Raw genomic sequence first — 23457 nt, forward strand, 5'->3', positions numbered from 1 at the left:
TAAAGTTTTCTCCCTGGACAATGATCTCCTATGTGGCCACGACAACGTTGCTCCTAGGATCAATTAATCGGTGATGATTCTGGTTTTAGGGATTTGGCTTAGCATGCACATTTGGCAGACTTGCGGGTACTTACAGCCATGAATGACCAAATAGGGCGTATGGCAGGTCGTACAGTAAGGTAATTCAGCGAGTCCGTCTCTCAGGGCTTCGACGATAATCCAGGCTTCATCGAAATTTGCAGGCCGTATGCGGCCAAACGGCCGGCGTTCTTGGATATGGTTTGGGTAGAATGCACAAAAAGTGTCCCAGGCAAATACCATGGCATTCAGGTCTATTTCCGCTCTGATAGCGCCTGAGCAAGCGCTTCGATAGATTGAAGCAAATAGGGCCATGTAAAGAAACGACTCGCGTGACTGCGGCATTGACGTAATGCTGGGGATCAGTCCCGCCACTGGGCTTTCGCGGTGCAGCGAAAAGTAAAGGTTACACAAGTCTTTGGGGCGCAGGGTTTTGATGACCCGGCTGACCAATTTGGTACGCAACTTTCGTTTCAGTAATTGATAGGCCCAATACTGATCTTTGAGTCGAGCAGCAAAAGCGCAATGGTTGCTCATGACTCTGGTGAATGGGAGGACAAAAGCGTCAGGAGTTCGACAGTCCGTGCGGCGACTGCATCGGGGTCTTCGGTTTTTTGGACGTTTAGGAATTGGCTCCATTTGTGGGGATTGAAACGGGGAACAAAGGTCAGGCAATCACTTCGAGCCAGAATCTTTAATTGCTCGAGTGGCATCTTTCTGAGCAACGACACCGCTTCGGTCGTAAGACCTAAGCAGAACATGGCTTTCTGTTCGCTGCCGGAAAAAATTAAGGATTGAGCGACAATGAGGTAGTCGAGATTGAGTTTGTAGAGGTTCTCATCCATTCTGCAATCCGCGATGGACTAAAGAATCGCGCGAATTTGATTTGCCAGGGCGATTACTTTCTGCCCGTAACGGATGGCGGCCGGCTCGTTTTTCCAGCTGTAATATCGGCCGATGCCATGAGCGAGATTGCCAGGCACCGATTGGATAGCCTCTGAGAGTACGCTCGCGCCGATTTCGAGATTGGTACTCGGGATTAATAGTTGTTCTGCTTTCGCAACGCGGTAGCCATGCCACCGCAGATTCACTTGCATAATGCCGACGTCGATATTGCGCTTGCCTTGCTCCAACATTTGATTGAGTAAGGCTTCGGCCTCCTGCTGACTGCCGGGAATAAATGCGTTGCCTGCGTTATTGATGGCCCAGGGCCAGGGTATGACTCGATTCTGCGCGCCGTTTTTTCGCGACTCCGTGAGCGCAACGGCATACAGAATATAGGGATCAATGCGATGCCTACGAGCTACTTGCCCCCACAGCGTGTTTTGTAATTTAGTATTTGATGTCAGGGACTGTTGGTTGCTGCTATTCATTTTAATGGATCCAGCAGCCATCGATTCCATGGGTTGGCTAATGATGCAAAAGCCGCCCATCATGCCAATCCGAAGATGCTTAACAACGTTTTGAAATGAAAACTTAAGCTTAAGATCTTTTGAAGGAATAATGAACATCGCAAGCTCGCCGTAATGGTCTTGAGGCGAGTTTACGACGCTGCTAAAAATTCTATACGTTCGAAAAACGCTTGTTTCTGGCGTTTTTATCTTGATTTGTCAATTTTGGAGGTTCGCAACAAATGTTCGTGCGCCATCGTATTTGGATGTCAAGCCAAAAAACGAGCCTAAAATGAGGATTTAGATTAATTGGAATGTTTGACGGGGTATTTCGTTGAAGACAAACCGGACTGATCACTTTGGTTCAAAAGGTTAAACCGATACGATTTTCAGGGAATTCGGTCCGCCTTCGGTAATTGTTGCTTGGTATAGGTTTTAGTATAGGTTTGAATTTTATTCCAATAAACCCCATGAAAAACAATAAGCACACGCTGCTGCATCATCGGCGTGTGTTGCATTTTCTCGTCTTGCTTGGGGCCTTGTGTTTTCTGGTTATTCATTTGTAACAATTTGATACATAAGTAATATTCTTTGGTTTTCTGTTGAGTCTAACATCGTCGACACTTATCAAAACTTTCCTGCACTTTGCTTTTTAGTATAGGTTTTTTCAGGGTATATTCGCGTCATCATTCGCCACAAAAAACCTATACTGAAATGCAATTCGACGCCCGCACCGCTAAAGCTTTGCTATCTGGACAGCATATGGCTTTTGACGATTACCCTGGGCTGCGTTTGTCAACTATGACAAGGGTGAGAACTTGGTTTTATCGATATAGAAGCAGCGTTATAGAAGCAGCGTTGATGGACGCCTTCGGCAGGTCATTGGCCGTCTATGTCATTTCCATCAGCTATTGTCGCCTGGGAGGCTTTGAAAAACCAGCGTGATTCTGGCAGGTATCCTGTATTAGAAGCAAAGCAAGCGAAATTAGAGGCAAAAGCCTTAACGTTAAAACAAGAGGCGGCAAATTCTGAAAACGCTTATACAGTACGTGTGCTGTGCGATGAATATTTAGCCGGACATGTTTGCCGTCATAGAGCCCCAAAAGGCTCTGCTGAAATTACAAGGATGTTTAACACGATGCTGGGGGATATGGCGGATTTGCCACCCACTGCAATTACGCGAGCAATGGCTTTTGATTTGATTCAAAAGTACGCTGCAATATCGCCCGTGCAGGCTGGAAAATTACGATGTGAGCTAGGCGCCGCATGGGATTATGCAATGGATGCTGGCAGACTGCCTGAAGCTGCTGTAAATTGGTGGCGCTTAATTTTCCATCACAGGGTTTTAACCACCGGCTTCAGTCGGTCAGCTTTAGCTATAAGATTTTCGAGGCTTTTGGACTGAAAGGGTTCTGTTGAAAATGTATAAAGCCTGTTATGGCTGTTTGAGTATTACAGAGCCAGTGTGAGCCAGCCCGCCAGATAATTGGGGGCAGAAATCTTTTTGGTATTTTGTAACCCAGCGACGCGTCGTTCAGTCGACGCGTATCGGGACTTTCAGTCCGTTATTCGAACCCACCTGCTTTAGCAGGTGGTTGTTTAGCTAACCCATGAAGCCAGCATCATTGCTGGCTTCTTTCGTTTCAAAGGCAGTTAATCGGGAGCAGGCCCCCTAAAGCCAGGGTCTGCATTTGCATAGGCGGGACGCTATCAGGGTTTTGTCGGTTGGTTTTGCAGTAAATGCTCAATGTCGGACCGAATGGCGGCAGGTGCCCTGAAAGGGGAATATCGCTTCACGACTCGCCCCTGTCTGTCGATCAGGAATTTGGTGAAATTCCATTTGATGGCTTGGCTGCCAAGGGCTCCCGAGGCTTGCGATTTCAAAAACGTATAGAGCGGGTGAGCGTGCTTGCCATTGACGGCGATTTTTTCGAACAGCGGAAAGCTAACCTGATAAGTCATTTCGCAAAAATCGGCAATTTCCTGGCTGTTGCCAGGTTCTTGCTTGCCGAACTGGTTGCACGGGAAGCCCAAAACTGCAAAGCCCTGATCTTTGAATTCCCGATAAAGTTGCTCCAGTCCGCGATATTGCGGCGTGAAGCCGCAGCGGCTGGCCGTGTTGACGATCAGCAGCACTTGGCCTTTGAACGACTCCAGCGGAATCGTTTCGCCGGCGAGGCTATTGGCGCTATAGGAATAGATGGTTTCCATAAGTTTCATGCCGCTTGCGTTTGCAGTGATTTTGCCAGGAAGAAGTTTTTGAAATAAGGCATGAAGCTGGCGGTGATCGGAATCGAATAAAAGCAATAGATCGCGGCGGCTTCTCCGGTCGAAACGCCCAGAAACCATTGCGGCATCAACAGCGTCATCAAGGCCATGAAGCAGTGATAAGAGGCGATTTTCCAGTTGTCTTTCCAAACGAAGCCGCTCAATGCCAATGCAAATAGCGAGCCATGGGTCACGAGCAATCCGAACGCAGCCGGAATCAGGTAGCCGATGTGGTAAATCCCCATGAACAAACAAGCGACTTTGTTGCCGATGAAGTTGGGATCGATACCGAATAATTGCCATTCCTTCGGTAAAAAGGTGCAGATCAAAAAGAACGAGCTCAGCGTGGTGCCGAGCAGGGTGGCTTTTTTCAGCGCCAGTTTGTCGCTGGAGTAAGTCGCCAGCGCCGGCATGATTGCAAAGGCCTGCAGGGCGATGTGGTAGGTCGATAACTGACTGAGAAAAAGATTCGTACCGTAACCGCATTGATCGGCCACGGGATAAGCGAAGTACTGAATCAATTCCATCAACGAGAAGTGAAAGATCGCATAGGCACGGGCCAGGCGCACCCAAAAGGCTTCCTCTTTGTCCATAAAGGTGATGCCCGAGGCTACGAAGCCGACTACCCCAAGACCCAAGGACATATTTGCACTAAAACACATGATAGGACCGTTATTTTTATTGGCGGCACGATAACTAAACCTCGATGAAAATCGAGCCGCTTGGGTTAAGGAAAATGTGGTTTGCAATCGACCGATGCCTACAGGCGTATGGCTCGAGAGTCAATTGTCATATAAAAGTTCGGGATTCTAGCAAAGTTCCGAACCGGTGGTCGTTAAAACCATGCTCTCACTCTGAGTCCGTTCTGGTAGGGAGGCTAACAAGCCCTGGCACATACCCAGACGTCTACCCGGTTAACCCCATGGTGTTTTAGTGCTTGCGCCAGCGCGTCGGCGGTGGCGCCGGTGGTCATGACGTCATCGACGATGACGATGTGTTGATGGTTTAGAGGGCTGATTACGCTGAAAGCATTTCTCAGGTTTTTTCTGCGCTGTTTGGCCGGCAATTCGGTTTGATGAGCGGTATTCCGGTTGCGTATGCAGCTGTTTAAGTCCAACGGGATCGATAGCCGGTTGGCCAGATGGCGGGCGATTTCCAGGGATTGATTGAAACCGCGTTCTTGGTAGCGTCTGCGATGCAAGGGCACGGGAATGATACATTCCGGCAACTCCGCCGTTTGCTCAAGATGGGTTGCCAGCAGGTTGCCCAGTAGGCGGGCGTGTAAATAGCGCTGGTTGAATTTCAACTGGGTAATCAGAAATCGCAGCAAATCATCATAGAGAAAGGGCGCGTGGGTTTCATCGAAGTGGGGTGATTTTTTCAGGCAGCGCCCGCAAAGTTGCGGCGTTGATATCGCTGTTTCAAAGGGTTCGCCGCAGCGATAGCAGCAGTGCAGGTTTCTGCTTAAATCGTCATAGCAAGCCCGGCATAAATCCAATCCATCAAATCCTGCTTGCCCACAGAAGATACAGCGCGGCGGCAGCCATTTGTTCTGTATAATATTCAGCCAGTTGTTCACTTTTATTTTTGAAATAGGTTGATAAGCGGTTCGGTTCGCCGTTTTGCCTGCACAGTTTGGAGAGTATCAGAATGTCTGTCGTCCCGGAATCGATCAAAATCGATGCGTCGTTGCGCCATGATTGGCAGCTGGCGGAAGTCGAAGCCCTGTTTGCCATGCCGTTCAATGATTTACTGTTTAGAGCGCAAAGTGCGCATCGGCTTTATTTCGATCCGAATGAAATTCAGGTCAGCAGTTTGTTGAGCATCAAGACCGGTTCCTGTTCCGAGGATTGCGGTTACTGCCCGCAAAGCGCGCGTTATGATTCCGATCTCAATCCGGAAGCCTTGATGCCGGTCGATGCAGTATTGAAGGCCGCGCAACAAGCCAAACAGCAGGGCGCATCACGGTTTTGCATGGGCGCCGCCTGGCGTAGCCCGAAAGATAGAGACATCGAGCGTGTGGTCGAGATGGTCAAGGGCGTCAAGGCCTTGGGGCTGGAGACCTGCGTGACCTTGGGCATGTTGAGCGACAAGCAAACCCAAGCCCTGAAGGAAGGCGGGCTGGATTATTACAACCATAATCTGGATACCTCCGAGGATTATTATTCCGAAATCATCACGACTCGCACGTATCAAGACAGGCTGGATACCCTGGAGCGCGTGCGCGAGGCCGGCATCAATGTCTGTTGCGGCGGCATCGTCGGCATGGGCGAGTCGGAAATCGATCGGGCCAAGTTGCTGATGCAATTGGCGAACATGGCCAAGCATCCCGAAAGCGTGCCTATCAATATGTTGGTGCAAGTGGAGGGCACGCCGTTGCATGGCACCGAAAAACTGGACCCTTTGCAATTCGTGCGTACCGTCGCCGTGGCGCGCATCATGATGCCGCAATCGCGGGTGCGCTTATCCGCCGGGCGCAAGGACATGAGCGATGAAATGCAGGCTTTGTGCTTTTTAGCGGGCGCCAATTCGATCTTTTATGGCGACAAGCTGCTGACCACCGACAATCCAATGACCAATCACGACAAGCAATTGTTCGAGCGTTTGGGCGTGCACATGGGCGGCTCCAGTTACACCTGATGGCTAATGGTTTTTACGATTTTTCCGGCCAGCTGGAAAGCCTGAAACAACAGGGCCTGTATCGAAGTCGCCGCATCGTCGATGGCCCGCAAGGGATTTTGTTGCAGGTCGACGACAGGTCGGTGGTCAATTTTTGCAGCAACGATTATCTGGGCTTGGCTAATCATCCCGACGTGGTCACGGCGTTTCGCAAGGCCGCCGACCGTTATGGTGTCGGCAGTGGTTCGGCGCATCTGATTTGCGGGCATAGTAGCGCGCATCATGGCCTGGAAGAAGAGCTGGCGGCATTCACAGGGCGCGAACGGGCTTTGCTGTTTTCCACCGGTTATATGGCCAATCTCGGCGTGATTTCGGCGTTGCTTGGGCGGAATGATACGGTACTGGAAGATCGGCTTAACCATGCCTCGCTGCTCGATGGCGGCTTGCTGTCGCGTGCGCGGTTTCAACGTTATCGGCATGGTGACAACGTTGATTTGGCGCAGCGCCTGGCCGAATGTACAGAAAAGGCCTTGATCGTCAGCGATGGGGTATTCAGCATGGACGGCGATTTGGCTGATGTGCCGGCGCTGGCGGCATTGGCGAAATCGCATCAAGCCGGCTTGTTGATCGATGATGCCCATGGCTTTGGCGTGCTCGGGAACTCGGGCGGCGGCATCGTCGAGCACTACGGTTTATCTCAGAATGATGTGCCGATGTTGTTGGGAACCTTGGGCAAGGCGTTCGGCACCTTCGGCGCTTTTGTGGTGGGTTCCAGCGATCTGATCGAGTACTTGATTCAAAAAGCCAGAAGTTATGTTTTTACCACAGCACTGCCGGCTGCCGTCGCCGAGGCAACGCGGGCCAGTCTGCGTTTGTTGCAAGGCGAAACCTGGCGACGCGAAATGCTGCAGGCCTTGGTGGCGCGATTTAGACACGGCGCCGAGCAATTGGAACTGCAGTTGATGGATTCGTTTACGGCGATACAGCCGATAATCGTTGGAGACAGTCAACGTGCCCTGGACACTAGCGCGGCCTTGCTGGAGCAGGGCTTTTGGGTGTCTGCGATCAGACCGCCCACCGTGCCGGCGGGTACCGCCCGTTTGCGAGTAACCTTATCCGCCGCACATGAACCTCATCATGTTGATGCCTTGCTGGAGGCGTTGCTCAAGGTGATGAAATGAGTCAAATTCATACTGAGGTTTACGGCGAAGGCCCCGCATTGGTGATGATACATGGCTGGGCCATGCATAGCGGTGTCTGGCGCGATTTTGCCCGGCAACTTGCCCGGCATTGCCAGGTCATTTGCGTCGATTTGCCGGGACACGGGCGTAGCGAAGCCATCGAGCCCTTTACCTTGCAACAGATTGGCAATGCCTTGCTAAAAGCCATTCCGGTGCAAAAATTCACGGTCTTGGGCTGGTCGTTGGGTGCGACCGTGGCGATGGACATGGCGCAGCGTTTTCCGCAGCGCGTGCAAAGATTGATCGTTTTGGCCGGCAATCCGCATTTCGTGCGGAAACCGGACTGGCCCGGCGTCAAGGCGGAAACCCTGGATAATTTCGCCGAACTGCTGAAGGTCGATGTTTCGCAGACGCTGATTCGTTTTTTGGCTTTGCAAGTCAATGGCTTGGCGCATGGCAAGACGCTGTTGCAAACGTTGAAGTCGGCGATTCTGGAATGTCCCCCACCCGGCGTCGACGTGTTGCAATCCGGTCTGGATATTTTAAGGACTAGCGATTTGCGCGAGTTTCTGTTGCGTAATCGTCTGCCAGTTCATTTGATCGTTGGTGACAAGGATGCCTTGATTCCATTGGCGAGCGCGCAAACCTTACAGCGCTTGAATCCGGCGATCGACGTGCAAGTATTGGCTTCTGCGGGGCATGCACCGTTTCTATCCCATGCCGAACCCCTGATCGCGGCCATCAGAAAATTATTGTGATCGAGCTAGTGTGTCCCGATAAGGCAAAAGTGAAGCGTTCGTTTGCCGCCGCGGCCGGCAGCTATGACGGTTTGGCCGCGCTGCAGCGTAAGGTTGGGCTGGAATTGCTGGAACGGTTTCCGTTGGCTGATCGATCCGGTGTGTGGCTGGATGTCGGTTGCGGTACTGGCTTCTTGACGAATCAACTGGCGATCAGGACGATGGGGGAGCCGTTGATTGCGCTCGATATCGCCCTGCCGATGCTGCATGCCTGTCGGCGTAACTACCCAAATTTGATCGCGCGCCATCTCTGTGCCGATGCGGAAAATCTACCGTTTGCCAGCGCTTCCATCGATAGTATTTATTCCAATCTGGCCTTGCAGTGGGCGCAGGATTTACCGAAGACTCTCAAGGGCTTTGGGCGCGTTTTAAAAGGCAATGGGCAACTGGTTTTTGCCACGTTTGGCCCGGCAACCTTGCATGAATTGAAGGCCGCCTGGGCCGCCGTCGATGATTTCGTGCATGTGAATCATTTTCATGCGGCCGATGACATCAGGCGTTTTTTGTGGGGCGCCGGTTTCGAGTCGATTGACGTCGATAGTTCGTTGTATCGGTCTTATTATCCCAGTGTTCAGGCCTTGATGCGGGAGTTGAAGGGCATAGGCGCGCACAACGTCAATCATGGCCGTAACCCCAAGCCAACGACGAAAGGTCGGCTGGCGCAAATGATGTCGGAGTATCGGCGGCTGATGACTGGGGCGGACATCGTCGCCAGTTATGAAATTATTTTTGTTCAAGCGGGTTTGAGTTGATGAAGAGCGGGTTTTTTGTTACCGGTACCGATACCGATGTGGGTAAAACCTGGTCCAGCGTGGCGTTGATGTGCGCGTTGCAAGCTCAAGGCCTGAGGGTGGTCGGGATGAAACCCGTGGCGGCCGGTTGCGAGTGGACGCGGGACGGTTGGCGAAATCAGGATGCATTGCTGTTGCAACAACACGCTTCGCTGGCAATGGACTATCCAATAGTCAATCCCTACGCCTTTGAAAAACCGGTGTCGCCGCATATCGCGTGCGGGGATACGGCGGTGGAAATGGAAGCCATCTTGAAGGCTTTCCGGGAGTTGCAAACTATCAGCGATCTGGTTTTGGTCGAGGGCGCGGGCGGATGGCATTCGCCGTTGAGTCGGGATTTCGATAATGCCGGCTTGGCTCAAGCCCTGGGTTTGCCGGTGATTTTGGTGGTAGGCATGCGGCTGGGTTGTATCAATCATGCCTTGTTGAGTTATCGGGCCATATTGCAAGCCGGAGTTGGATTGGCCGGCTGGCTGGCAGTTGAAATCGATCCCGTAATGCGCGAATTTCAAGCCAATCTGGAGTATCTGGCTGACAGGATTGAGGCGCCGTTGCTGGGTGTTTTGCCGCATCTCGACAGCCCTGATTTCGAGGTTCTGGCCAAGTTCATCAAGATGGAAACTGGAGATTTCTTGATCCAGATCAATAAGTAACGTTGCGCATATCAAGACAATGCGGCCTCCATTAAAACAATCACTGGAGGTAAGCCATGGCGTTAATTACTTGGACTGCGGAACAATACGGCACCCATGTCGGTTTTGCCGATCAAGAGCACCAAACCTTGTTTGGTTTGTTGAACAAGTTATATGACGACGCGACCGGTGGCGCGGCGCGCTCTACCATCGGCGCATCCCTGGATGCGTTGATTGCTTACGTGGTCGATCATTTTGCCCACGAAGAGCAGGAAATGCAGGCGGCCGGTTTTAGTGGTTATGACAAGCACAAAGCCGAACACGAGGCCTTGGTCGGGATTTGCGCCGATTTGCAGAAAAAATTTCACGCCGGCGAAGCCGATGTTACCGACGAAGTGGGGCAGATGGTCAAAAACTGGCTGGACAGTCACATTCCCACCTTCGACAAGGCGTATTCCGCGGTATTAAAGTAAACAGATAGTTTTTCATCGGGAAATAAAAGCCTGCGAATAGCAATGTTCGCGGGCTTTTTTATGTTATTTGCCACATCGGGAAAAGCTCTTCTGGTTTAGCGGGGAGTCATGGGTTAAAATTAACCGGTTAATTTGTGATAATTATCGGTAAATGGAAGCGTTGTCTGCTCGATTGCAGGCTGCAAAATTACAAGAAGATATACGCATACGAGTTTATAACTACAATCGAGGAGGCTGCTCCGTGAAGAAAACAAAGCAACTGCTTGCGTGTTTGGTTTTGATGGCCTTGGGCCTCGGAACCGCACAGGCGGACTACACACTCAACCTTGTGAAAGGGGTGACGCAACTCAGCAATGAAGTATATGACCTGCATATGCTCATTCTGTGGATCTGCGTGTTCATTGGTATTGGTGTATTTGGCACCATGTTCTATTCGATTTACCATCACCGGAAATCGAAAGGTCATAAAGCCGAGCAGTTTCACGAGAACACCACCGTTGAAATCATCTGGACCATCATTCCCACCTTGATTTTGGTGGCGATGGCGATTCCTGCCACCAAAGCCGTTATCGATCTGGACAAGGTCGAGGAAGCCGAGATGAGCATCAAAGTCACTGGTAAACAATGGTACTGGGACTATGAATACCTGGATAGCGGGGTTCATTTCGAAAGCCATCTGGACGAAGCCAGCGAAAAGGTGCACCGCGTCAGTACGATGGACCCGCGTTCCGTGCCCAACTACTTGTTGAACGTGGACAGACCCTTGGTCGTACCCACCAAAAAGAAAATCCGCTTCTTGTTTACCGCCGCCGATGTGATTCACTCCTGGTGGGTGCCTGATCTGGGCTGGAAAAAAGACGCCAACCCCGGTTTCATCAACGAAGCCTGGACCTACATCGAAAAACCCGGTACCTATCGTGGCCAATGTACCGAACTGTGCGGACGTGACCATGGCTTCATGCCTGTCGTCGTGATTGCGATGGAGCAAGAGCAGTATGACGCCTGGGTGAAGGAAACCTTGGCCAAACAAAATCAAGCGCCTGATCTGAGCGATCAAACCCGCTCATCATTGATGGCGAAAGGCGAATCCGTTTATCTGAAAAACTGCGTGGCTTGCCACCAAATCGACGGTAACGGTATCTCTGGCTGGTATCCTGCATTGAGAGGCAGCGCCAAAGTCACCGGCAACATGGATCAATTGATCGGTTTCATCCAGGCTGGTACCAGCAAAATGCCGTCTTTCCGCAAACTGCCGGATGATCAATTGGCGGAACTGATTACGTATATCCGTAACTCGCCTGAAATCGGCAATAGCGTGGGTGATGAAATTCAACCCAACCAAATCACTCCTAAATGGGACGACGATGAGTAAAGCCCAGGCTTTCTCGTCTAACTCATTTTTCAATATTTGTTGAGGTAAAAAACTATGTCTGCTGTTGTAGCTGAACATGATGATCATCACGATCACCACGACCATGGCCCGCAAAAGGGTATTTTAAGGTGGATCATCACCACCAACCATAAAGACATCGGCACCATGTATCTGGTGTTCTCGCTGGCGATGTTCTTTGTCGGTGGCACGATGGCCTTGATCATTCGTTCCGAATTGTTCGAGCCGGGGTTGCAATTCGTCGATCCCAACTTCTTCAACTCCATGACCACCATGCATGCGCTGGTGATGGTATTCGGCGCGGTGATGCCGGCTTTCGTCGGCCTGGCCAACTGGATGATTCCGATGATGATCGGCGCGCCCGATATGGCTTTGCCGCGCATGAACAACATGAGCTTCTGGATGTTGGTCGCTGGCGTTTTGCTGATCGCCAGCACCTTGTTCATGGAAGGCGGCGCGCCCGCCGCGGGCTGGACCCTGTATCCGCCGCTGGTTTTGCAAACCGGTAAAGCCTTGCCTTTTGCCATTTTCGCGGTGCATTTGCTGGGTATTTCTTCGATCATGGGCGCCATCAACGTGATCGCGACCATTTTCAACATGCGCGCGCCTGGCATGACCTTGATGAAAATGCCGCTGTTCGTCTGGACCTGGTTGATCACCGCGTTCTTGTTGATCGCGATCATGCCGGTATTCGCGGGCGCGGTCACCATGCTGTTGACCGACCGCTTCTTCGGCACCAGTTTCTTCGATGCGGCCGGTGGTGGTGACCCTGTGCTGTACCAACACATCTTCTGGTTCTTCGGTCACCCTGAAGTGTACGTGATGATTCTGCCGACTTTCGGCGTGGCTTCGACCATCATTCCGGTGTTTGCCCGTAAACCGCTGTTCGGCTATTCCTCGATGGTTTATGCGACCGGCGCGATTGCGTTCCTGTCATTCATCGTCTGGTCTCACCACATGTTCACCGTCGGTTTGCCGGTGGCGGGGGAGTTGTACTTCATGTATGCGACGATGCTGATCGCGATTCCGACCGGCGTGAAAGTATTCAACTGGACTGCAACCATGTGGAAGGGCTCGATGACTTTCGAAACCCCGATGCTGTTTTCGATTGCCTTCGTCGTTTTGTTTACGTTGGGTGGTTTCACCGGCTTGATGATGTCCGTCGCGCCGAGTGACTTCCAATACCACGATACCTATTTCATCGTGGCTCACTTCCATTACACGCTGGTACCGGCATCGGTCTTCATTTTGATGGCGGCGGGTTATTACTGGCTGCCAAAATGGACCGGTAACATGTACAACGAGAAAATTGGCAGACTGCATTTCTGGTTGTCCGCGGTTTCCGTGAACATCTTGTTCTTCCCGCAGCATTTCCTGGGGTTGGCCGGCATGCCGCGCCGGATTCCGGATTACGCGATTCAATTCGCGGATTGGAACATGGTCTCCAGTATCGGTGCCTTCATTTACGGTTTTAGCCAATTGCTGTTCGTCTATATCGTCATCGACACCATCAAAGGCGGTACCGGTAAAGCAACGGCGGAAGTGTGGGAAGACGCCGCGAAACACGGCCTGGAATGGACTGTGCCATCGCCTGCGCCATACCATACCTTTACTACGCCACCTGAAGTCATTCCAACCGAGCACATTTAAGGTTGGATATTAACGAGGTTGAGCCTTCATCCCGCAGGGGTGGGGGCTCAAAGAAAATGGATACGAAGAAAAAAAACATTCTGACCGCCGTGGCCCTGGTGGCCATAGCATTGACGATATATGTGTTTGCAGTGCTGAAGGCGATTTCGCAATGAACGAAGAGCTAAGGCAGAAAAACCTCAAGCTGGTTAAAAAGCTGGTGGTCGTGGCTCTGCTGATGTTCGGTTTCGGTTACGCACTGGTGCCGCTTTACAATGTGCTGTGCGATATCACCGGGCAAAACGCCAAATTGAAAGAAGCTAGCGAAGCGGAGTCCGCCTTTGTCGTCGATCAAAATCGGGAAGTCACGGTTGAATTCGTTACCGCGGTCAACGAGTCGACACCCCTGGATTTTCGGGCGGAAACCCACAGCATGAAGGTTCATCCGGGGCAGTATTACACGGTGAATTTCCATGCCAGGAACAACCTGCCAACGCCAATAAAAGCGCAGGCCATTCCAAGCATCGCGCCGGGACTTGCGGAAGAATTTTTTAAAAAGGTGCAATGTTTTTGCTTTGAATTGCAGACGTTCGCAGCGCATGAAGAAAAGACCATGCCGGTCCGCTTCGTGGTGAATCCGAAACTGCCGGAACGCTATAAAACCATTACATTGTCGTATACATTTTTTGATAAAACTAACAATACTGAAAACTAACAAAGGGGAAGGTTATGTCTACACACGGCGCTTATTACATCCCGCATAAGGCAGTCTGGCCGGTATTGGCTACCGCTGGCCTGATGTTTATGCTGGCTGGATTTGCTAATTATTTGAACGGTTCGTCCATCGGTTCCGGCATGATGATGATCGGTTTTGCCACTTTCATCGTGATGCTGGGAATGTGGTTTGCGTTGCAGGCCACTGAAAGCGAATCCGGCATGTACAATCACGGCGTGGGGATTTCCTATCGCATGGGCATGATGTGGTTCATTTTCTCAGAAGTCATGTTCTTCGGTGTGTTCTTCGGCGCATTATGGTACGCACGGAATCTGTCCATTCCCTGGTTGAGTGAAACCGGATTCGTCAGCGGTCCTGGCCGTTCTACCCACGAGGTATTGTGGTCGTCGTTTCAGGAAGCCTGGCCAACCAATGGCCCAGGCAATGTCGGCGGTGATTTCGAACCGATGGGGGCCTTCGGTTTGCCGTTCCTCAACACCTTGTTGCTGTTGTCCAGTGGCGTGACCTGCACCTGGGCCCACCACGGCTTATTGGCGAAAAACCGCGATCAATTGATCAAAGGTTTGCTGGCCACTGTCGGCTTGGGTTTCTTGTTCGTCGCTTTCCAGGCTACCGAATATTACGAAGCCTACCATGAAATGGGCTTGACTCTGGGTTCCGGTATCTATGGTTCGACCTTCTTCATGCTGACCGGTTTTCACGGTTTCCACGTCTGCGTCGGTGCGATCATTCTGTCGGTGGTATTGTTCAGAAGCTGGAAGGGCCACTTTACCCCGGAAAACCACTTCGCCTTCGAGGCCGCCGCTTGGTACTGGCATTTCGTTGACGTGGTCTGGCTGGGCTTGTTTATCTTCGTTTACATCATGTAATTGCTGGTAAACCCAAAAAAGCGCGTCCCGTCTGGTTCGCGCTTTTTTTTTGACTGAAAGTTATTGCGGCGCGGCGGGCTGTTCGCTGTTCTGCGGTTTGGCGTGTTGCATGCGAGTGCCGATACCGCTGGGCTTGAATAAGCCCGTTGCAAGCGCGAGAAATAAGACAATGAACAACACCAGCGATAAGCCTATCCGGTACGTCAAGGCCTTGGCGGTTTTGCGCGATTGCTCCTCATCGCCGCGTTTGACCAAATGAAATAACGCGGAACCCAGGCTGGCGACAATGGCGATAAAAATGACGATGGCAACAATTTTTATGGTCATGGCGATACGTGGAAAGAAATGGAGCCCTTCATTCTGGATGATTCAAGCCGTCTTGCCAATCAATTTAACGCAGCAAGCGAAACTCCTATGAACTTGACTTTGTTTGATAGACCCTTCCGGATTTCCTGGACTGGTCTCATGATTTACACGGTGCTGATGACGCTGCTCTGTGGTTTGGGTTTTTGGCAACTGGCGCGCTCGGAACAGAAAAGGCTGTTGTTGGCGCAGCAACAGGCGGCTCTCGATGCCGGTTCGATCGATTTGAACCAACAGCAAATCATCGATGTAGATGCGGTCAGATATCGCAAAGCCAGACTAAAGGGGCGTTATGACAATGCCCATCAGTTCCTGCTGGATAATCAAATCGTCGACGGCAAAAATGGCTATTACGTATTGACTCCCTTTGTGCCGGAAGGACAGGGTACGGCAGTGTTGGTGAACCGAGGCTGGGTAGCGTTGGGTAAAGATAGAAATGTCCTGCCCGATGTGAGTTTTGCTGCCGTAACACGCCAGGTCAGCGGGCGTATCAATCAGTTTCCTTCGGTCGGCATCAAATTGAAAGGCGCGGAAATTCCAAGCGATAGCTGGCCTTCAGTGGTGCAACTGGTCGACAGCACGGTGTTGTCGGAAAAGTTGGGTTACCCGCTTGCAGGCTATCAATTCGAACTGGAGCCAGCGGCAGAAGAAGGCTACAAGCGGGATTGGAAAATCAATGTGCCCATCCCGCCTGAAAAACATGTGGCCTATGCAGTACAATGGTTTGCTTTGGCGTTGACCTTGACCGCGCTGTTTATTTGGATCAGTACAAGAAATCGCAGTGAACAATCAGCTTAAAAAAAATCGCATCACTATTTTGGTGATTTTCGCGATGTCAGTCATTCCGTTTGTGATCGCCTGGTTTCTGGCGGAGAACCCTAACAAGGTCAAACTGGGGACCAATAATGGCGAATTGATCACGCCACCAGTGACCACGCAGGCCAGTGATTTTAAGGGCTATGACGCTTTTTCCGCCGACAACATCAAAGAGCTCAAGGGACATTGGATCCTGATCAATGTGATAGGGCAAGGGGTGTGCGAGCAAGCGTGCCAGGATGGCCTATACAAAACCCAGCAAATTACCCTGATGATGGGCAAGGACATTGCCCGCATTCGTCGTTTGGCGCTGCTGCTTGAGCCTGCCAATCCGCCCTTGCCCAAACCATGGCAGGAGGACGCCCGCTTATTGAAAGCTGTACCGTCGCAAACGCTGAAAGACACGCTCCATCATTCGATTCATCAATCGGAACCCGGCGGCTTGTTGATCATGGACCCCTTGGGCAATTTGATGATGCAATACGCGGCCGGATACGATCCCTATAAAGTCAGAAACGACTTGAGCAAGTTATTGAGAATTTCACAAATCGGTTAAACACATGTTTAGAAAATTGAGTTTGTTTTGCGCGATCCTGGCGCTGATCGTCATTGTCATGGGGGCTTATGTCCGGTTATCCGATGCCGGTTTGGGCTGCCCGGATTGGCCGGGTTGTTACGGCAAGGCATTGGTTAGCGACAGTGCGCAATTCAAGGCTGATGCGCAAGCCAGTTTTCCAAATAGTCCGGTCGATACCGGCAAAGCCTGGAAAGAAATGACGCATCGCTATCTGGCCGGCGCCCTGGGCGTGCTGGTGCTGGCGATGTTCGCGCTGGCCTGGCGCCTAAAGCAACAACGCGCCGCGATGATAGGCTGGAGCAGTGGCTTGTTGGCATTGATCGGCTTGCAGGCGGCGCTGGGCATGTGGACGGTCCAGCTAAAAGTCATGCCCTTGATCGTAACGCTGCATTTATTGCTGGGCTTCATGACTTTTTGGGCCATAAGTTGGACCTGGCTGCGCAGTCATCCTGAGGCAAGCTTACGCACCGTTGCAGCGGGTCCTAAATGGTTCGCGTTATTTGCGATGTTGGTGTTGAGCCTGCAAATCGCGTTGGGCGGTTGGGTCAGCAGTAATTATGCTGCCTTGGCTTGTACCGATTTACCGCGTTGCCAAGGTCAGTGGTTGCCCGAGATAAGCGCGGATGCCTTTGATGTTTTCGCCGAGGATGGCGCAGCGTTATCCTCGGCCGGCAAGGCCGCGATTCATGCCTTGCATCGCCTGGGTGCAGTCATCACCTTCGTAGTGTTGTCGATGCTGATGTTGTCGGCGACCTCGGAGCATCACCCCAAAGGCGTTCGCCGTAGCGGCGTGTTGTTGAGTGCGTTGCTGTTGGTGCAAATCGTGCTGGGTATTTTTACCGTCAAGCACGGCGTTCCGCTGAGTCTTGCGGTGGCGCACAATGCTTTTGCCGCATTGCTGATGTTGCCTATTTTGGGCATTTATTTCTATAGCCGCTATGCGTTTCCGGGCGAGGAAGCTGCGGAAGTGGAAGTGCGGATTGAAGCGCCCGTCGAAGAAATCGTCAGCAAGGAAATTACCGCAGAGCCGGAATCGCTGTATCAGCGCCTGAAAACGCAGTTGAAAAAAACCCGCGGTAGCCTGGGGGATGCGATCGGCAGTTTGACCTTTGGTGAAAGCGCTGTTACCCGGGAATTGCTGGACGATGTCGAGGCCAATTTGATCATGGCCGATCTGGGAATCGAGACCACGACCCAAGTCATCAAGCACCTCCGAGACAATCTGGAAAAGGATCAGTTGAAAGATGTCAATGCGCTGACCACGGCCCTGAAACAGAATTTGTTCGACATGCTGCAACCCTGCAGCCAGCCGTTGCAAATCGACAAGCAAGAAGGCCCCTTCGTGATTTTGGTGGTCGGCGTCAATGGCGCCGGTAAAACCACCACGATCGGCAAGCTGGCTAATCGCTTGCAGGCGCAAGGCCATAGCGTGATGCTGGCCGCCGGGGATACTTTCCGTGCCGCCGCCGTCGAGCAATTGCAAACCTGGGGCGAGCGCAACGGCATTCATGTGGTGGCGCAACATACCGGCGCGGATTCCGCTTCGGTGATTTTCGACGCCGTGCAATCCGCCAAAGCCAAAGGCATAGACGTGCTGATCGCCGACACCGCCGGGCGTTTGCATACCAAGTCCAATTTGATGGACGAATTGAGTAAAATCAAGCGCATCATGGGCAAGCTGGATGCAACGGCGCCGCACGAAGTCTTGCTGGTACTGGATGCCGGCACTGGTCAAAATGCCTTGTCGCAGGCGCGCCTGTTCGATCAGGCCGTGGGTTTGACCGGTATTGCGTTGACCAAACTGGATGGTACCGCGAAAGGTGGGGTTATTTTTGCGTTGGCCAACCAATTGCAGAAACCGATTCGCTTTATCGGCGTCGGCGAAGCGATCGAAGATTTACAGGATTTCGACGCCAAAAGTTTCGTCGATGCGTTGTTTGCAAAAGAGTGATCCTAAAAACATCGGTAGTCCACGAAAAGCACGAAATACACGAAAGTAAGCTTTGAAATTTTCCGTGCTCCCTTCGGTTGAGTTCACGGTAGGCTTTGTGTTTTTCGTGGAGCAAAAGCTTTTTCTAGGATGATCGGCGTGAATCAAAACAACCAGGGCGTGCATGGGTCATAAGGACATCATATCCAAGCAGGTTTTCAAGCGAATCTTGATCGATGTGGCGACCTATGTGTTCGCGCTCGAGCTCGATAAGGTCGAATTGATTGAAACCGAACAACAGCGGGTCGAAGACCGGCGCGCGGATTTGACCGCCAAGGTCAAGGATAAACAGGGACAGCGTTTTATACTGCATATCGAAATTCAAAATCAAAATCGTGGCGATATGCCGGATAGGATGCTGCGATACTTGACCGATATTCGCTTGAATCATCCAGGCGAAGAGGTTTTTCAATACCTGTTGTATATCGGTGAAGAGCGGTTGACCATCCCGGAAGGGATTGAATCCAGGCAATTGAACTATCGCTATGGGTTAGTCGACATGCACGCGATAGACTATAAGTTGTTTATGGCGCAAGATACGCCAGATGCCATAGTGATGGCGATTCTGTGTGATTTTAAGGGGGAATCCGCGTCGCGCGTCGTTCACGACTTATTGAGCAAGCTGATGCAATTGACGCGGCACGACGCCAGAAGTCTGCGTGAATATATCAGCATGCTGGAAATTCTGGCCAGCAACCGAAACATCGACATCGATATACAGCAGGAGTTTGCAATGTTACAGGTTGAAATCGAAAAATTACCCAGCTTTGTGATGGGCGAAAAGAAAGGCCTTAAAATGGGGTTGGAAAAAGGCATCGAAACGGGCGAAAAACGCAAAGCCCTCCTGGTTGCCAAGCGCTTATTGGCCTTACAGATGCCCATTGAACAAATCGCCCAGATTACCGAACTGGAAACGGCCGAAATAGAAAAATTACTTTCATGAAAACGAGGCTTGAAAGCATCCGATGTTAAGATTCGAGCACGTCAGCAAACGCTATCCCGATGCCGGCGACGCCCTGGTAGACGTCAACTTTCATTTGGCGCACGGCGAAATGGCGTTTCTGACCGGACGCTCCGGCGCCGGTAAAAGTACCTTGCTCAAACTCATTGCAATGATGGAGCAATGTACCCGTGGGGTCGTGATGCTGGACGGTAAAAACATCACGCGCATTGGCGACAGTAAAATCCCGTATTTGCGCCGTAATCTAGGGTTGATCTTCCAGGATTACAAGCTGTTGAATGACCGAACCGTGTTCGACAACGTCGCCTTGCCGCTGGTCGTATCCGGGCATTCCCATCAGGAAATCGGCCGACGGGTGAGGGCGGCACTGGATAAAGTCAGTTTGTTGGGCAAGGAAAGAAAACACCCATTAGCCTTGTCTGGCGGCGAACAGCAGCGCGTCGGCATTGCTCGCGCCATCGTCAACAAACCGAAATTGATTTTGGCGGATGAGCCGACCGGTAATCTCGATCCGGAATTGTCGGCGGAAGTCATGCACATGTTCGAACAGTTCATGCAGGTCGGGGTGACGATATTGATCGCCACGCACGATATCGAACTGATCAACCGCCTGGGGCACCGGGTATTGCACCTCGATAAAGGCCATTTGGTAACGAGTTGAGCATGAGACGAAACCGGCATAAGCAAATCGTGCGCAAACGCCCGCAAGACAAGCTGAAAGAAAAATTTCACGCCTACATGCTTAATCACGCCCATGGCTTGTTTTCCAGCCTGGGGCGCTTGAGCCGCACGCCGTTCACCTCGACGATGACCGTAATCGTCCTGGCCGTGGCGATTGCGCTGGCGGGGTGTTTTTACATCGTCGTCGCCAATATTCAACAGTTGACCGGCAACTTGCGAACCAGCAATCAAATGTCGTTGTTTCTGAAAGATCACATCAACGATGTGGCAGGACAAAAACTGGCGGAACAATTGGCGCAAAACGCCAACGTCGACAGCATCAAATTCATCGGCAAAAAGCAGGCGATGGATGAATTCAAGGCCAACAGTGGTTTTGGTGATGCCTTGAACGCGCTAGACAGCAATCCCTTGCCCAACGTGATTCAAGTATTGCCTAAAGACGTATTGGATAGCCGCGAAGCGCTGGATAACCTGATGGCCGAATTCAAACGCATGCCGGAAGTCGAATTCGTGCAAGTCGACATGCAATGGGTGGAACGTCTGCAAGCCATCATGCGTATCGCCAGTCGCGGCGTCACCGTCGTTTCCGTGTTGCTGGGTTTTGCCGTAACCTTCATCACCGGCAATACCATTCGTTTAGAATTGCATAATCGCAAGGAAGAAGTGTTTATCTCCAAACTGGTAGGCGCCACCAATGCCTTCATCCAGCGGCCATTTTTATACACCGGTTTTTGGCTGGGTTTCATTGCCGGCTTTTCCGCCTGGCTGATCGTGACCATCATGCTGTTGATCCTGGAATCACCCGTCGAACAGTTGTCCTCGCTTTACAACAGTTCCTTTGAATTGCTGTACTTGAGTTTTTCCGAATTCATCCTGATGCTGATGCTGTCTTCGGGCTTGGCGGTATTGGGTTCCTGGGCGGTGTTGCATTACCAACTGCGCCTGATCAAGCCGGAGTGACATGAGCAAATTCTGGGAAACGAAAACACTGGCACAGATGACCACTGAAGAGTGGGAGTCTCTCTGCGACGGCTGCGGCAAGTGCTGCTTGATCAAACTGGAAGACGAAGATACCGGAGAACTGGCTTTTACCAGTGTGGTTTGCGACCTGATCGACCTGGAAACCTGTCGTTGCACCCGCTACAGCGAGCGCTGCACGCTGGTGCCTGAATGCATAGATTTGAAGCAACACGACTTTACCGAATACCGCTGGATGCCTTCCACCTGCGCGTATCGTTTATTGATCGACGGCAAGCCTCTACCGAATTGGCACCCGTTGGTTTCCGGCACTTCCGAATCCGTCAAAGATGCGGGCGTGTCGATTAGTAGCTATGCGGTCAAGGAATCGCAGGTGGATGATCCGGAAGATCATATAATCGAATGGTTGGAATGAGATATCCATTCGTCCAATTTCGGCTGTAGTTCGGCTACGATTTCCGGGTAGTGATCAATAACGTTACGATAGGGATCGTTTTTCAGATCATAGAGCTGATAAACCGCGCCATGATAGGTTGGAATATAAACAAGCTTCCAGCGGTCATCCTGAATGGAACGATTTTTGGCTTGAATTACTGTTGGATAGTATTTCTCATCAATGACCAAGGTGCCAGATTTTATATCGGGAATGGTCAGTAATTCGATAATGTCAGGATATGTAATCTGGTCGGGGTGTTGTCCAGGTATTTTTCCCATCCAAACGCCGGTTTCCTGGTAGGCATATAAATTTGGATTTGAATTATCTTTCAAATACGGAGCCAAGCTAACGCCATCGATATCTTTTGGTATCTCCATGCCCAATAAATCCAGCATGGTGGGCATAAAGTCGATTGTTCGACAAACGTGGCTGAATTTGACGTTTTTAGGTACGCCCGGACCGCTAATGATCAATGGTATGCGGGCACTGGGATCGTTGCCAATCAACGTATTTCCCTGACCCCAGCACTCGGTTTCGAAGAAATCTGTGCCGTGATCGCTATAGATCACGATAAAAGTATTGTCTCTTAAGCCGCATTTATCGATGTGGTCGATAATCTTACCCACCTCGTCATCAAATTCTTTGACGCAACTATCGTATAGATTGATTATTTGACTTAAATCATGATGTTCGACCGTCGATTCCTGGCTTTCCACGATTTGTTCAGGCGTATTGAGATCTGTCATGATGAAGCGGGAGTCACCGGTGTAATCTTTAGGCGTGAACAAATTGTAATAAGGATACTCGGAGCCGAAGGGAACATGAGTGGTTGAAGTGAATAAATTGATAAAAAAAGGTTGATTTTTTTTTGCAAGTTCAGAAATGGTATTACGGCATTCACGTCCCAAGTGACTAGTCAATGGTTTGCCGGCTAGATAATATATTTCCGGTAGAAATCGGTTACCAAAATTGTTATGAGTGAATAAAGACAAAAAAAGTCGTAAATAGGCAGGGCCTTGTCTAAGTAACAGCTTTAAATTCCATTGATCATCAGGAACTGATAATTTCTGAAAGCCAAAATTTATTTTTTTGAAGTCGGCGCCGGCCCAATCAGATATTGCGCAAGTTACATAATTATTTTTATTTAACGACTGTATGAAGCTATTGCATGAAAGCTTGCTTTCGGCTAGGTCTGGATAATTATCTCTGATGAAATGATTATGCGGCCAAAGGCCTGTTAAAAAAGACGTTAAGCTAGGAGCTGTACGCGCTAATGGTGTAATGCAATTTTCAAATAGCACACCTTGTTCGCAGAGTTTATCGATATTGGGTGTTAATTTCCTGTGATACGCAAGTCCTCCAAGTTTGTCGGCGCGTAAAGTGTCTACCCCTATAAGGATAATGTTGTTTTTAATGGGTTCTCGAGGCAAAACAGGGATTTTAGAAGTTCTAGCTTTATGAATAGGAAGTAAAGCGAGATAAAAGGTGAACGAGGCACAGACATACAAAGCCATTAATATCATGTCGTGTGAGAATGCCCAATATGCTAAAAATAAATATATGGGGGATAAAGTGCCAATCAACACTGCACAGAATATTGATATTCTAGTGGGATTTAGATTGCGCCAGAGAGGTGTAAGGCGAGAAAAACGAAATTGGCTGGATAATTGCAGGGATGCCGGGATGTAAAGGAGATTATGTGAAAATGCAAAAGAAGATGTAATGGTAAAAGATAATAATGAGGCGAGGAAACAGTTTGTCCATGTCAGTGAATTGGAATCGAAGAAAACTGATTCTGCGT

Annotated in this window: 27 protein-coding genes and 1 pseudogene; 18 read left to right on the forward strand and 10 right to left on the reverse strand. The window is 50.7% G+C overall.

All coding sequences use genetic code 11. The features are described 5' to 3' along the window. Window positions 1–63: 63 nt before the first annotated feature. The 4 genes from NM686_RS06335 to NM686_RS06350 form a co-directional block, all read right to left on the reverse strand. A complete protein-coding gene (locus NM686_RS06335; RefSeq protein ID WP_255187038.1) occupies window positions 64–615 on the reverse strand; it encodes a FlhC family transcriptional regulator in 552 nt (183 codons plus the stop codon). After that, on the reverse strand, window positions 612–923 hold the full coding sequence (locus NM686_RS06340; RefSeq protein WP_064027130.1) for a flagellar transcriptional regulator FlhD: 312 nt from the start codon (window positions 921–923) through the stop codon (window positions 612–614). Before NM686_RS06340 ends, NM686_RS06335 begins: the two co-directional genes overlap by 4 nt. A gap of 18 nt (window positions 924–941) precedes the next feature. After that, the gene (locus NM686_RS06345) at window positions 942–1589 is read right to left on the reverse strand and encodes a transglycosylase SLT domain-containing protein (RefSeq protein ID WP_255187039.1); all 648 of its coding nucleotides are present in this window, start codon (window positions 1587–1589) and stop codon (window positions 942–944) included. A gap of 269 nt (window positions 1590–1858) precedes the next feature. Beyond that, window positions 1859–2029 carry a hypothetical protein gene (locus tag NM686_RS06350; RefSeq protein WP_255187040.1) on the reverse strand — a complete coding sequence of 57 codons (171 nt, stop codon included), beginning with the start codon at window positions 2027–2029 and terminating at the stop codon, window positions 1859–1861. 332 nt (window positions 2030–2361) lie between these two features. On the opposite strand from NM686_RS06350, the gene NM686_RS06355 reads away from it, so the two are divergent. After that, entirely contained in the window at window positions 2362–2874 is a 513-nt protein-coding gene (locus tag NM686_RS06355; RefSeq protein WP_255187041.1) for a hypothetical protein, read from the forward strand. A 305-nt stretch (window positions 2875–3179) separates the two neighbouring features. Here the strand turns inward: NM686_RS06355 and NM686_RS06360 are convergent, their stop codons facing one another. From NM686_RS06360 to NM686_RS21725, 4 genes and pseudogenes are all read right to left on the reverse strand, one after another. Further along, complete coding sequence (locus NM686_RS06360; protein WP_456238244.1) at window positions 3180–3689, reverse strand: glutathione peroxidase; 510 nt, start codon at window positions 3687–3689, stop codon at window positions 3180–3182. Beyond that, window positions 3686–4399 carry a DUF5765 domain-containing protein gene (locus NM686_RS06365; protein WP_269022578.1) on the reverse strand — a complete coding sequence of 238 codons (714 nt, stop codon included), beginning with the start codon at window positions 4397–4399 and terminating at the stop codon, window positions 3686–3688. The genes NM686_RS06360 and NM686_RS06365 overlap by 4 nt, the downstream gene beginning before the upstream one ends. 215 nt (window positions 4400–4614) lie before the next feature. Further along, window positions 4615–5067: a ComF family protein gene (locus NM686_RS21720; RefSeq protein ID WP_255187043.1), complete on the reverse strand. Its 453-nt coding sequence runs from the start codon at window positions 5065–5067 to the stop codon at window positions 4615–4617. A 63-nt stretch (window positions 5068–5130) separates the two neighbouring features. Further along, a pseudogene (locus NM686_RS21725) lies at window positions 5131–5316 on the reverse strand (double zinc ribbon domain-containing protein); the annotation flags it as partial. Between the two features lie 71 nt (window positions 5317–5387). On the opposite strand from NM686_RS21725, the gene bioB reads away from it, so the two are divergent. The 10 genes from bioB (at window position 5388) to NM686_RS06420 (ending at window position 14854) form a co-directional block, all read left to right on the forward strand. Next, a complete protein-coding gene (gene bioB, locus NM686_RS06375) occupies window positions 5388–6377 on the forward strand; it encodes a biotin synthase BioB (RefSeq protein WP_269022580.1) in 990 nt (329 codons plus the stop codon). Next, window positions 6377–7537, forward strand: a complete 1161-nt coding sequence (gene bioF / locus NM686_RS06380) for an 8-amino-7-oxononanoate synthase (RefSeq protein ID WP_255187044.1) — start codon at window positions 6377–6379, stop codon at window positions 7535–7537. The genes bioB and bioF overlap by 1 nt, the downstream gene beginning before the upstream one ends. Next, entirely contained in the window at window positions 7534–8295 is a 762-nt protein-coding gene (gene bioH, locus NM686_RS06385) for a pimeloyl-ACP methyl ester esterase BioH (protein ID WP_255187045.1), read from the forward strand. The genes bioF and bioH overlap by 4 nt, the downstream gene beginning before the upstream one ends. 29 nt (window positions 8296–8324) lie before the next feature. Next, window positions 8325–9086: a malonyl-ACP O-methyltransferase BioC gene (bioC, locus tag NM686_RS06390; protein ID WP_255187046.1), complete on the forward strand. Its 762-nt coding sequence runs from the start codon at window positions 8325–8327 to the stop codon at window positions 9084–9086. Next, entirely contained in the window at window positions 9086–9778 is a 693-nt protein-coding gene (gene bioD / locus NM686_RS06395) for a dethiobiotin synthase (RefSeq protein WP_255187047.1), read from the forward strand. The genes bioC and bioD overlap by 1 nt, the downstream gene beginning before the upstream one ends. A gap of 56 nt (window positions 9779–9834) precedes the next feature. Continuing rightward, entirely contained in the window at window positions 9835–10230 is a 396-nt protein-coding gene (locus NM686_RS06400) for a bacteriohemerythrin (protein WP_255187048.1), read from the forward strand. A gap of 241 nt (window positions 10231–10471) precedes the next feature. After that, the gene (coxB, locus tag NM686_RS06405; protein ID WP_255187049.1) at window positions 10472–11602 is read left to right on the forward strand and encodes a cytochrome c oxidase subunit II; all 1131 of its coding nucleotides are present in this window, start codon (window positions 10472–10474) and stop codon (window positions 11600–11602) included. 54 nt (window positions 11603–11656) lie between these two features. Further along, window positions 11657–13270: a cytochrome c oxidase subunit I gene (gene ctaD, locus NM686_RS06410; RefSeq protein ID WP_255187050.1), complete on the forward strand. Its 1614-nt coding sequence runs from the start codon at window positions 11657–11659 to the stop codon at window positions 13268–13270. 151 nt (window positions 13271–13421) lie between these two features. Beyond that, a complete protein-coding gene (locus NM686_RS06415) occupies window positions 13422–13964 on the forward strand; it encodes a cytochrome c oxidase assembly protein (protein WP_255187051.1) in 543 nt (180 codons plus the stop codon). 14 nt (window positions 13965–13978) lie between these two features. Then, on the forward strand, window positions 13979–14854 hold the full coding sequence (locus NM686_RS06420; protein WP_255187052.1) for a cytochrome c oxidase subunit 3: 876 nt from the start codon (window positions 13979–13981) through the stop codon (window positions 14852–14854). Between the two features lie 60 nt (window positions 14855–14914). Here NM686_RS06420 and NM686_RS06425 read toward each other — a convergent pair whose 3' ends face one another. Then, a complete protein-coding gene (locus NM686_RS06425; protein WP_255187053.1) occupies window positions 14915–15181 on the reverse strand; it encodes a twin transmembrane helix small protein in 267 nt (88 codons plus the stop codon). 138 nt (window positions 15182–15319) lie between these two features. Between NM686_RS06425 and NM686_RS06430 the strand changes: the two genes are divergently transcribed. From NM686_RS06430 to NM686_RS06460, 7 genes are all read left to right on the forward strand, one after another. Further along, entirely contained in the window at window positions 15320–16015 is a 696-nt protein-coding gene (locus NM686_RS06430; RefSeq protein WP_255187054.1) for an SURF1 family protein, read from the forward strand. Beyond that, a complete protein-coding gene (locus NM686_RS06435) occupies window positions 15999–16589 on the forward strand; it encodes a hypothetical protein (RefSeq protein WP_269022586.1) in 591 nt (196 codons plus the stop codon). Before NM686_RS06430 ends, NM686_RS06435 begins: the two co-directional genes overlap by 17 nt. Window positions 16590–16593: 4 nt before the next feature. Beyond that, window positions 16594–18561: a signal recognition particle-docking protein FtsY gene (gene ftsY, locus NM686_RS06440; RefSeq protein ID WP_255187056.1), complete on the forward strand. Its 1968-nt coding sequence runs from the start codon at window positions 16594–16596 to the stop codon at window positions 18559–18561. Between the two features lie 163 nt (window positions 18562–18724). Next, window positions 18725–19543, forward strand: coding sequence for an RpnC/YadD family protein (locus tag NM686_RS06445; RefSeq protein WP_255187057.1), 819 nt, complete (start codon window positions 18725–18727; stop codon window positions 19541–19543). Between the two features lie 22 nt (window positions 19544–19565). Next, window positions 19566–20222, forward strand: coding sequence for a cell division ATP-binding protein FtsE (gene ftsE / locus NM686_RS06450; RefSeq protein ID WP_255187058.1), 657 nt, complete (start codon window positions 19566–19568; stop codon window positions 20220–20222). 2 nt (window positions 20223–20224) lie between these two features. Next, a complete protein-coding gene (gene ftsX, locus NM686_RS06455) occupies window positions 20225–21202 on the forward strand; it encodes a permease-like cell division protein FtsX (RefSeq protein ID WP_255187059.1) in 978 nt (325 codons plus the stop codon). Window position 21203: 1 nt separating this feature from the next. Continuing rightward, entirely contained in the window at window positions 21204–21635 is a 432-nt protein-coding gene (locus tag NM686_RS06460) for a YcgN family cysteine cluster protein (RefSeq protein ID WP_255187060.1), read from the forward strand. Here the strand turns inward: NM686_RS06460 and NM686_RS06465 are convergent. Further along, a complete protein-coding gene (locus tag NM686_RS06465) occupies window positions 21611–23170 on the reverse strand; it encodes a sulfatase family protein (RefSeq protein WP_269022589.1) in 1560 nt (519 codons plus the stop codon). The genes NM686_RS06460 and NM686_RS06465 overlap by 25 nt on opposite strands. Between the last annotated feature and the right edge of the window lie 287 nt (window positions 23171–23457).

This window comes from Methylomonas rapida (genome assembly GCF_024360925.2).
Taxonomy (GTDB): Bacteria; Pseudomonadota; Gammaproteobacteria; order Methylococcales; family Methylomonadaceae; genus Methylomonas; species Methylomonas rapida.

Bases quoted from the DNA above. Each gene is read 5' to 3' on its own strand.
- NM686_RS06360 (WP_456238244.1), bottom strand. From the start codon at position 3,689: ATGAAACTTATGGAAACCATCTATTCCTATAGCGCCAATAGCCTCGCC.
- ctaD (WP_255187050.1), top strand. From the start codon at position 11,657: ATGTCTGCTGTTGTAGCTGAACATGATGATCATCACGATCACCACGAC.
- NM686_RS06420 (WP_255187052.1), top strand. From the start codon at position 13,979: ATGTCTACACACGGCGCTTATTACATCCCGCATAAGGCAGTCTGGCCG.
- NM686_RS06425 (WP_255187053.1), bottom strand. From the start codon at position 15,181: ATGACCATAAAAATTGTTGCCATCGTCATTTTTATCGCCATTGTCGCC.
- NM686_RS06335 (WP_255187038.1), bottom strand. From the start codon at position 615: ATGAGCAACCATTGCGCTTTTGCTGCTCGACTCAAAGATCAGTATTGG.
- bioH (WP_255187045.1), top strand. From the start codon at position 7,534: ATGAGTCAAATTCATACTGAGGTTTACGGCGAAGGCCCCGCATTGGTG.
- bioF (WP_255187044.1), top strand. From the start codon at position 6,377: ATGGCTAATGGTTTTTACGATTTTTCCGGCCAGCTGGAAAGCCTGAAA.
- NM686_RS06460 (WP_255187060.1), top strand. From the start codon at position 21,204: ATGAGCAAATTCTGGGAAACGAAAACACTGGCACAGATGACCACTGAA.
- ftsE (WP_255187058.1), top strand. From the start codon at position 19,566: ATGTTAAGATTCGAGCACGTCAGCAAACGCTATCCCGATGCCGGCGAC.
- ftsY (WP_255187056.1), top strand. From the start codon at position 16,594: ATGTTTAGAAAATTGAGTTTGTTTTGCGCGATCCTGGCGCTGATCGTC.
- NM686_RS06340 (WP_064027130.1), bottom strand. From the start codon at position 923: ATGGATGAGAACCTCTACAAACTCAATCTCGACTACCTCATTGTCGCT.
- bioD (WP_255187047.1), top strand. From the start codon at position 9,086: ATGAAGAGCGGGTTTTTTGTTACCGGTACCGATACCGATGTGGGTAAA.
- NM686_RS06355 (WP_255187041.1), top strand. From the start codon at position 2,362: ATGTCATTTCCATCAGCTATTGTCGCCTGGGAGGCTTTGAAAAACCAG.
- NM686_RS06350 (WP_255187040.1), bottom strand. From the start codon at position 2,029: ATGAATAACCAGAAAACACAAGGCCCCAAGCAAGACGAGAAAATGCAA.
- ftsX (WP_255187059.1), top strand. From the start codon at position 20,225: ATGAGACGAAACCGGCATAAGCAAATCGTGCGCAAACGCCCGCAAGAC.
- NM686_RS06445 (WP_255187057.1), top strand. From the start codon at position 18,725: ATGGGTCATAAGGACATCATATCCAAGCAGGTTTTCAAGCGAATCTTG.
- NM686_RS06365 (WP_269022578.1), bottom strand. From the start codon at position 4,399: ATGTGTTTTAGTGCAAATATGTCCTTGGGTCTTGGGGTAGTCGGCTTC.
- NM686_RS06345 (WP_255187039.1), bottom strand. From the start codon at position 1,589: ATGTTCATTATTCCTTCAAAAGATCTTAAGCTTAAGTTTTCATTTCAA.
- NM686_RS06400 (WP_255187048.1), top strand. From the start codon at position 9,835: ATGGCGTTAATTACTTGGACTGCGGAACAATACGGCACCCATGTCGGT.
- NM686_RS06430 (WP_255187054.1), top strand. From the start codon at position 15,320: ATGATTTACACGGTGCTGATGACGCTGCTCTGTGGTTTGGGTTTTTGG.
- NM686_RS06415 (WP_255187051.1), top strand. From the start codon at position 13,422: ATGAACGAAGAGCTAAGGCAGAAAAACCTCAAGCTGGTTAAAAAGCTG.
- NM686_RS06465 (WP_269022589.1), bottom strand. From the start codon at position 23,170: ATGGCTTTGTATGTCTGTGCCTCGTTCACCTTTTATCTCGCTTTACTT.
- bioB (WP_269022580.1), top strand. From the start codon at position 5,388: ATGTCTGTCGTCCCGGAATCGATCAAAATCGATGCGTCGTTGCGCCAT.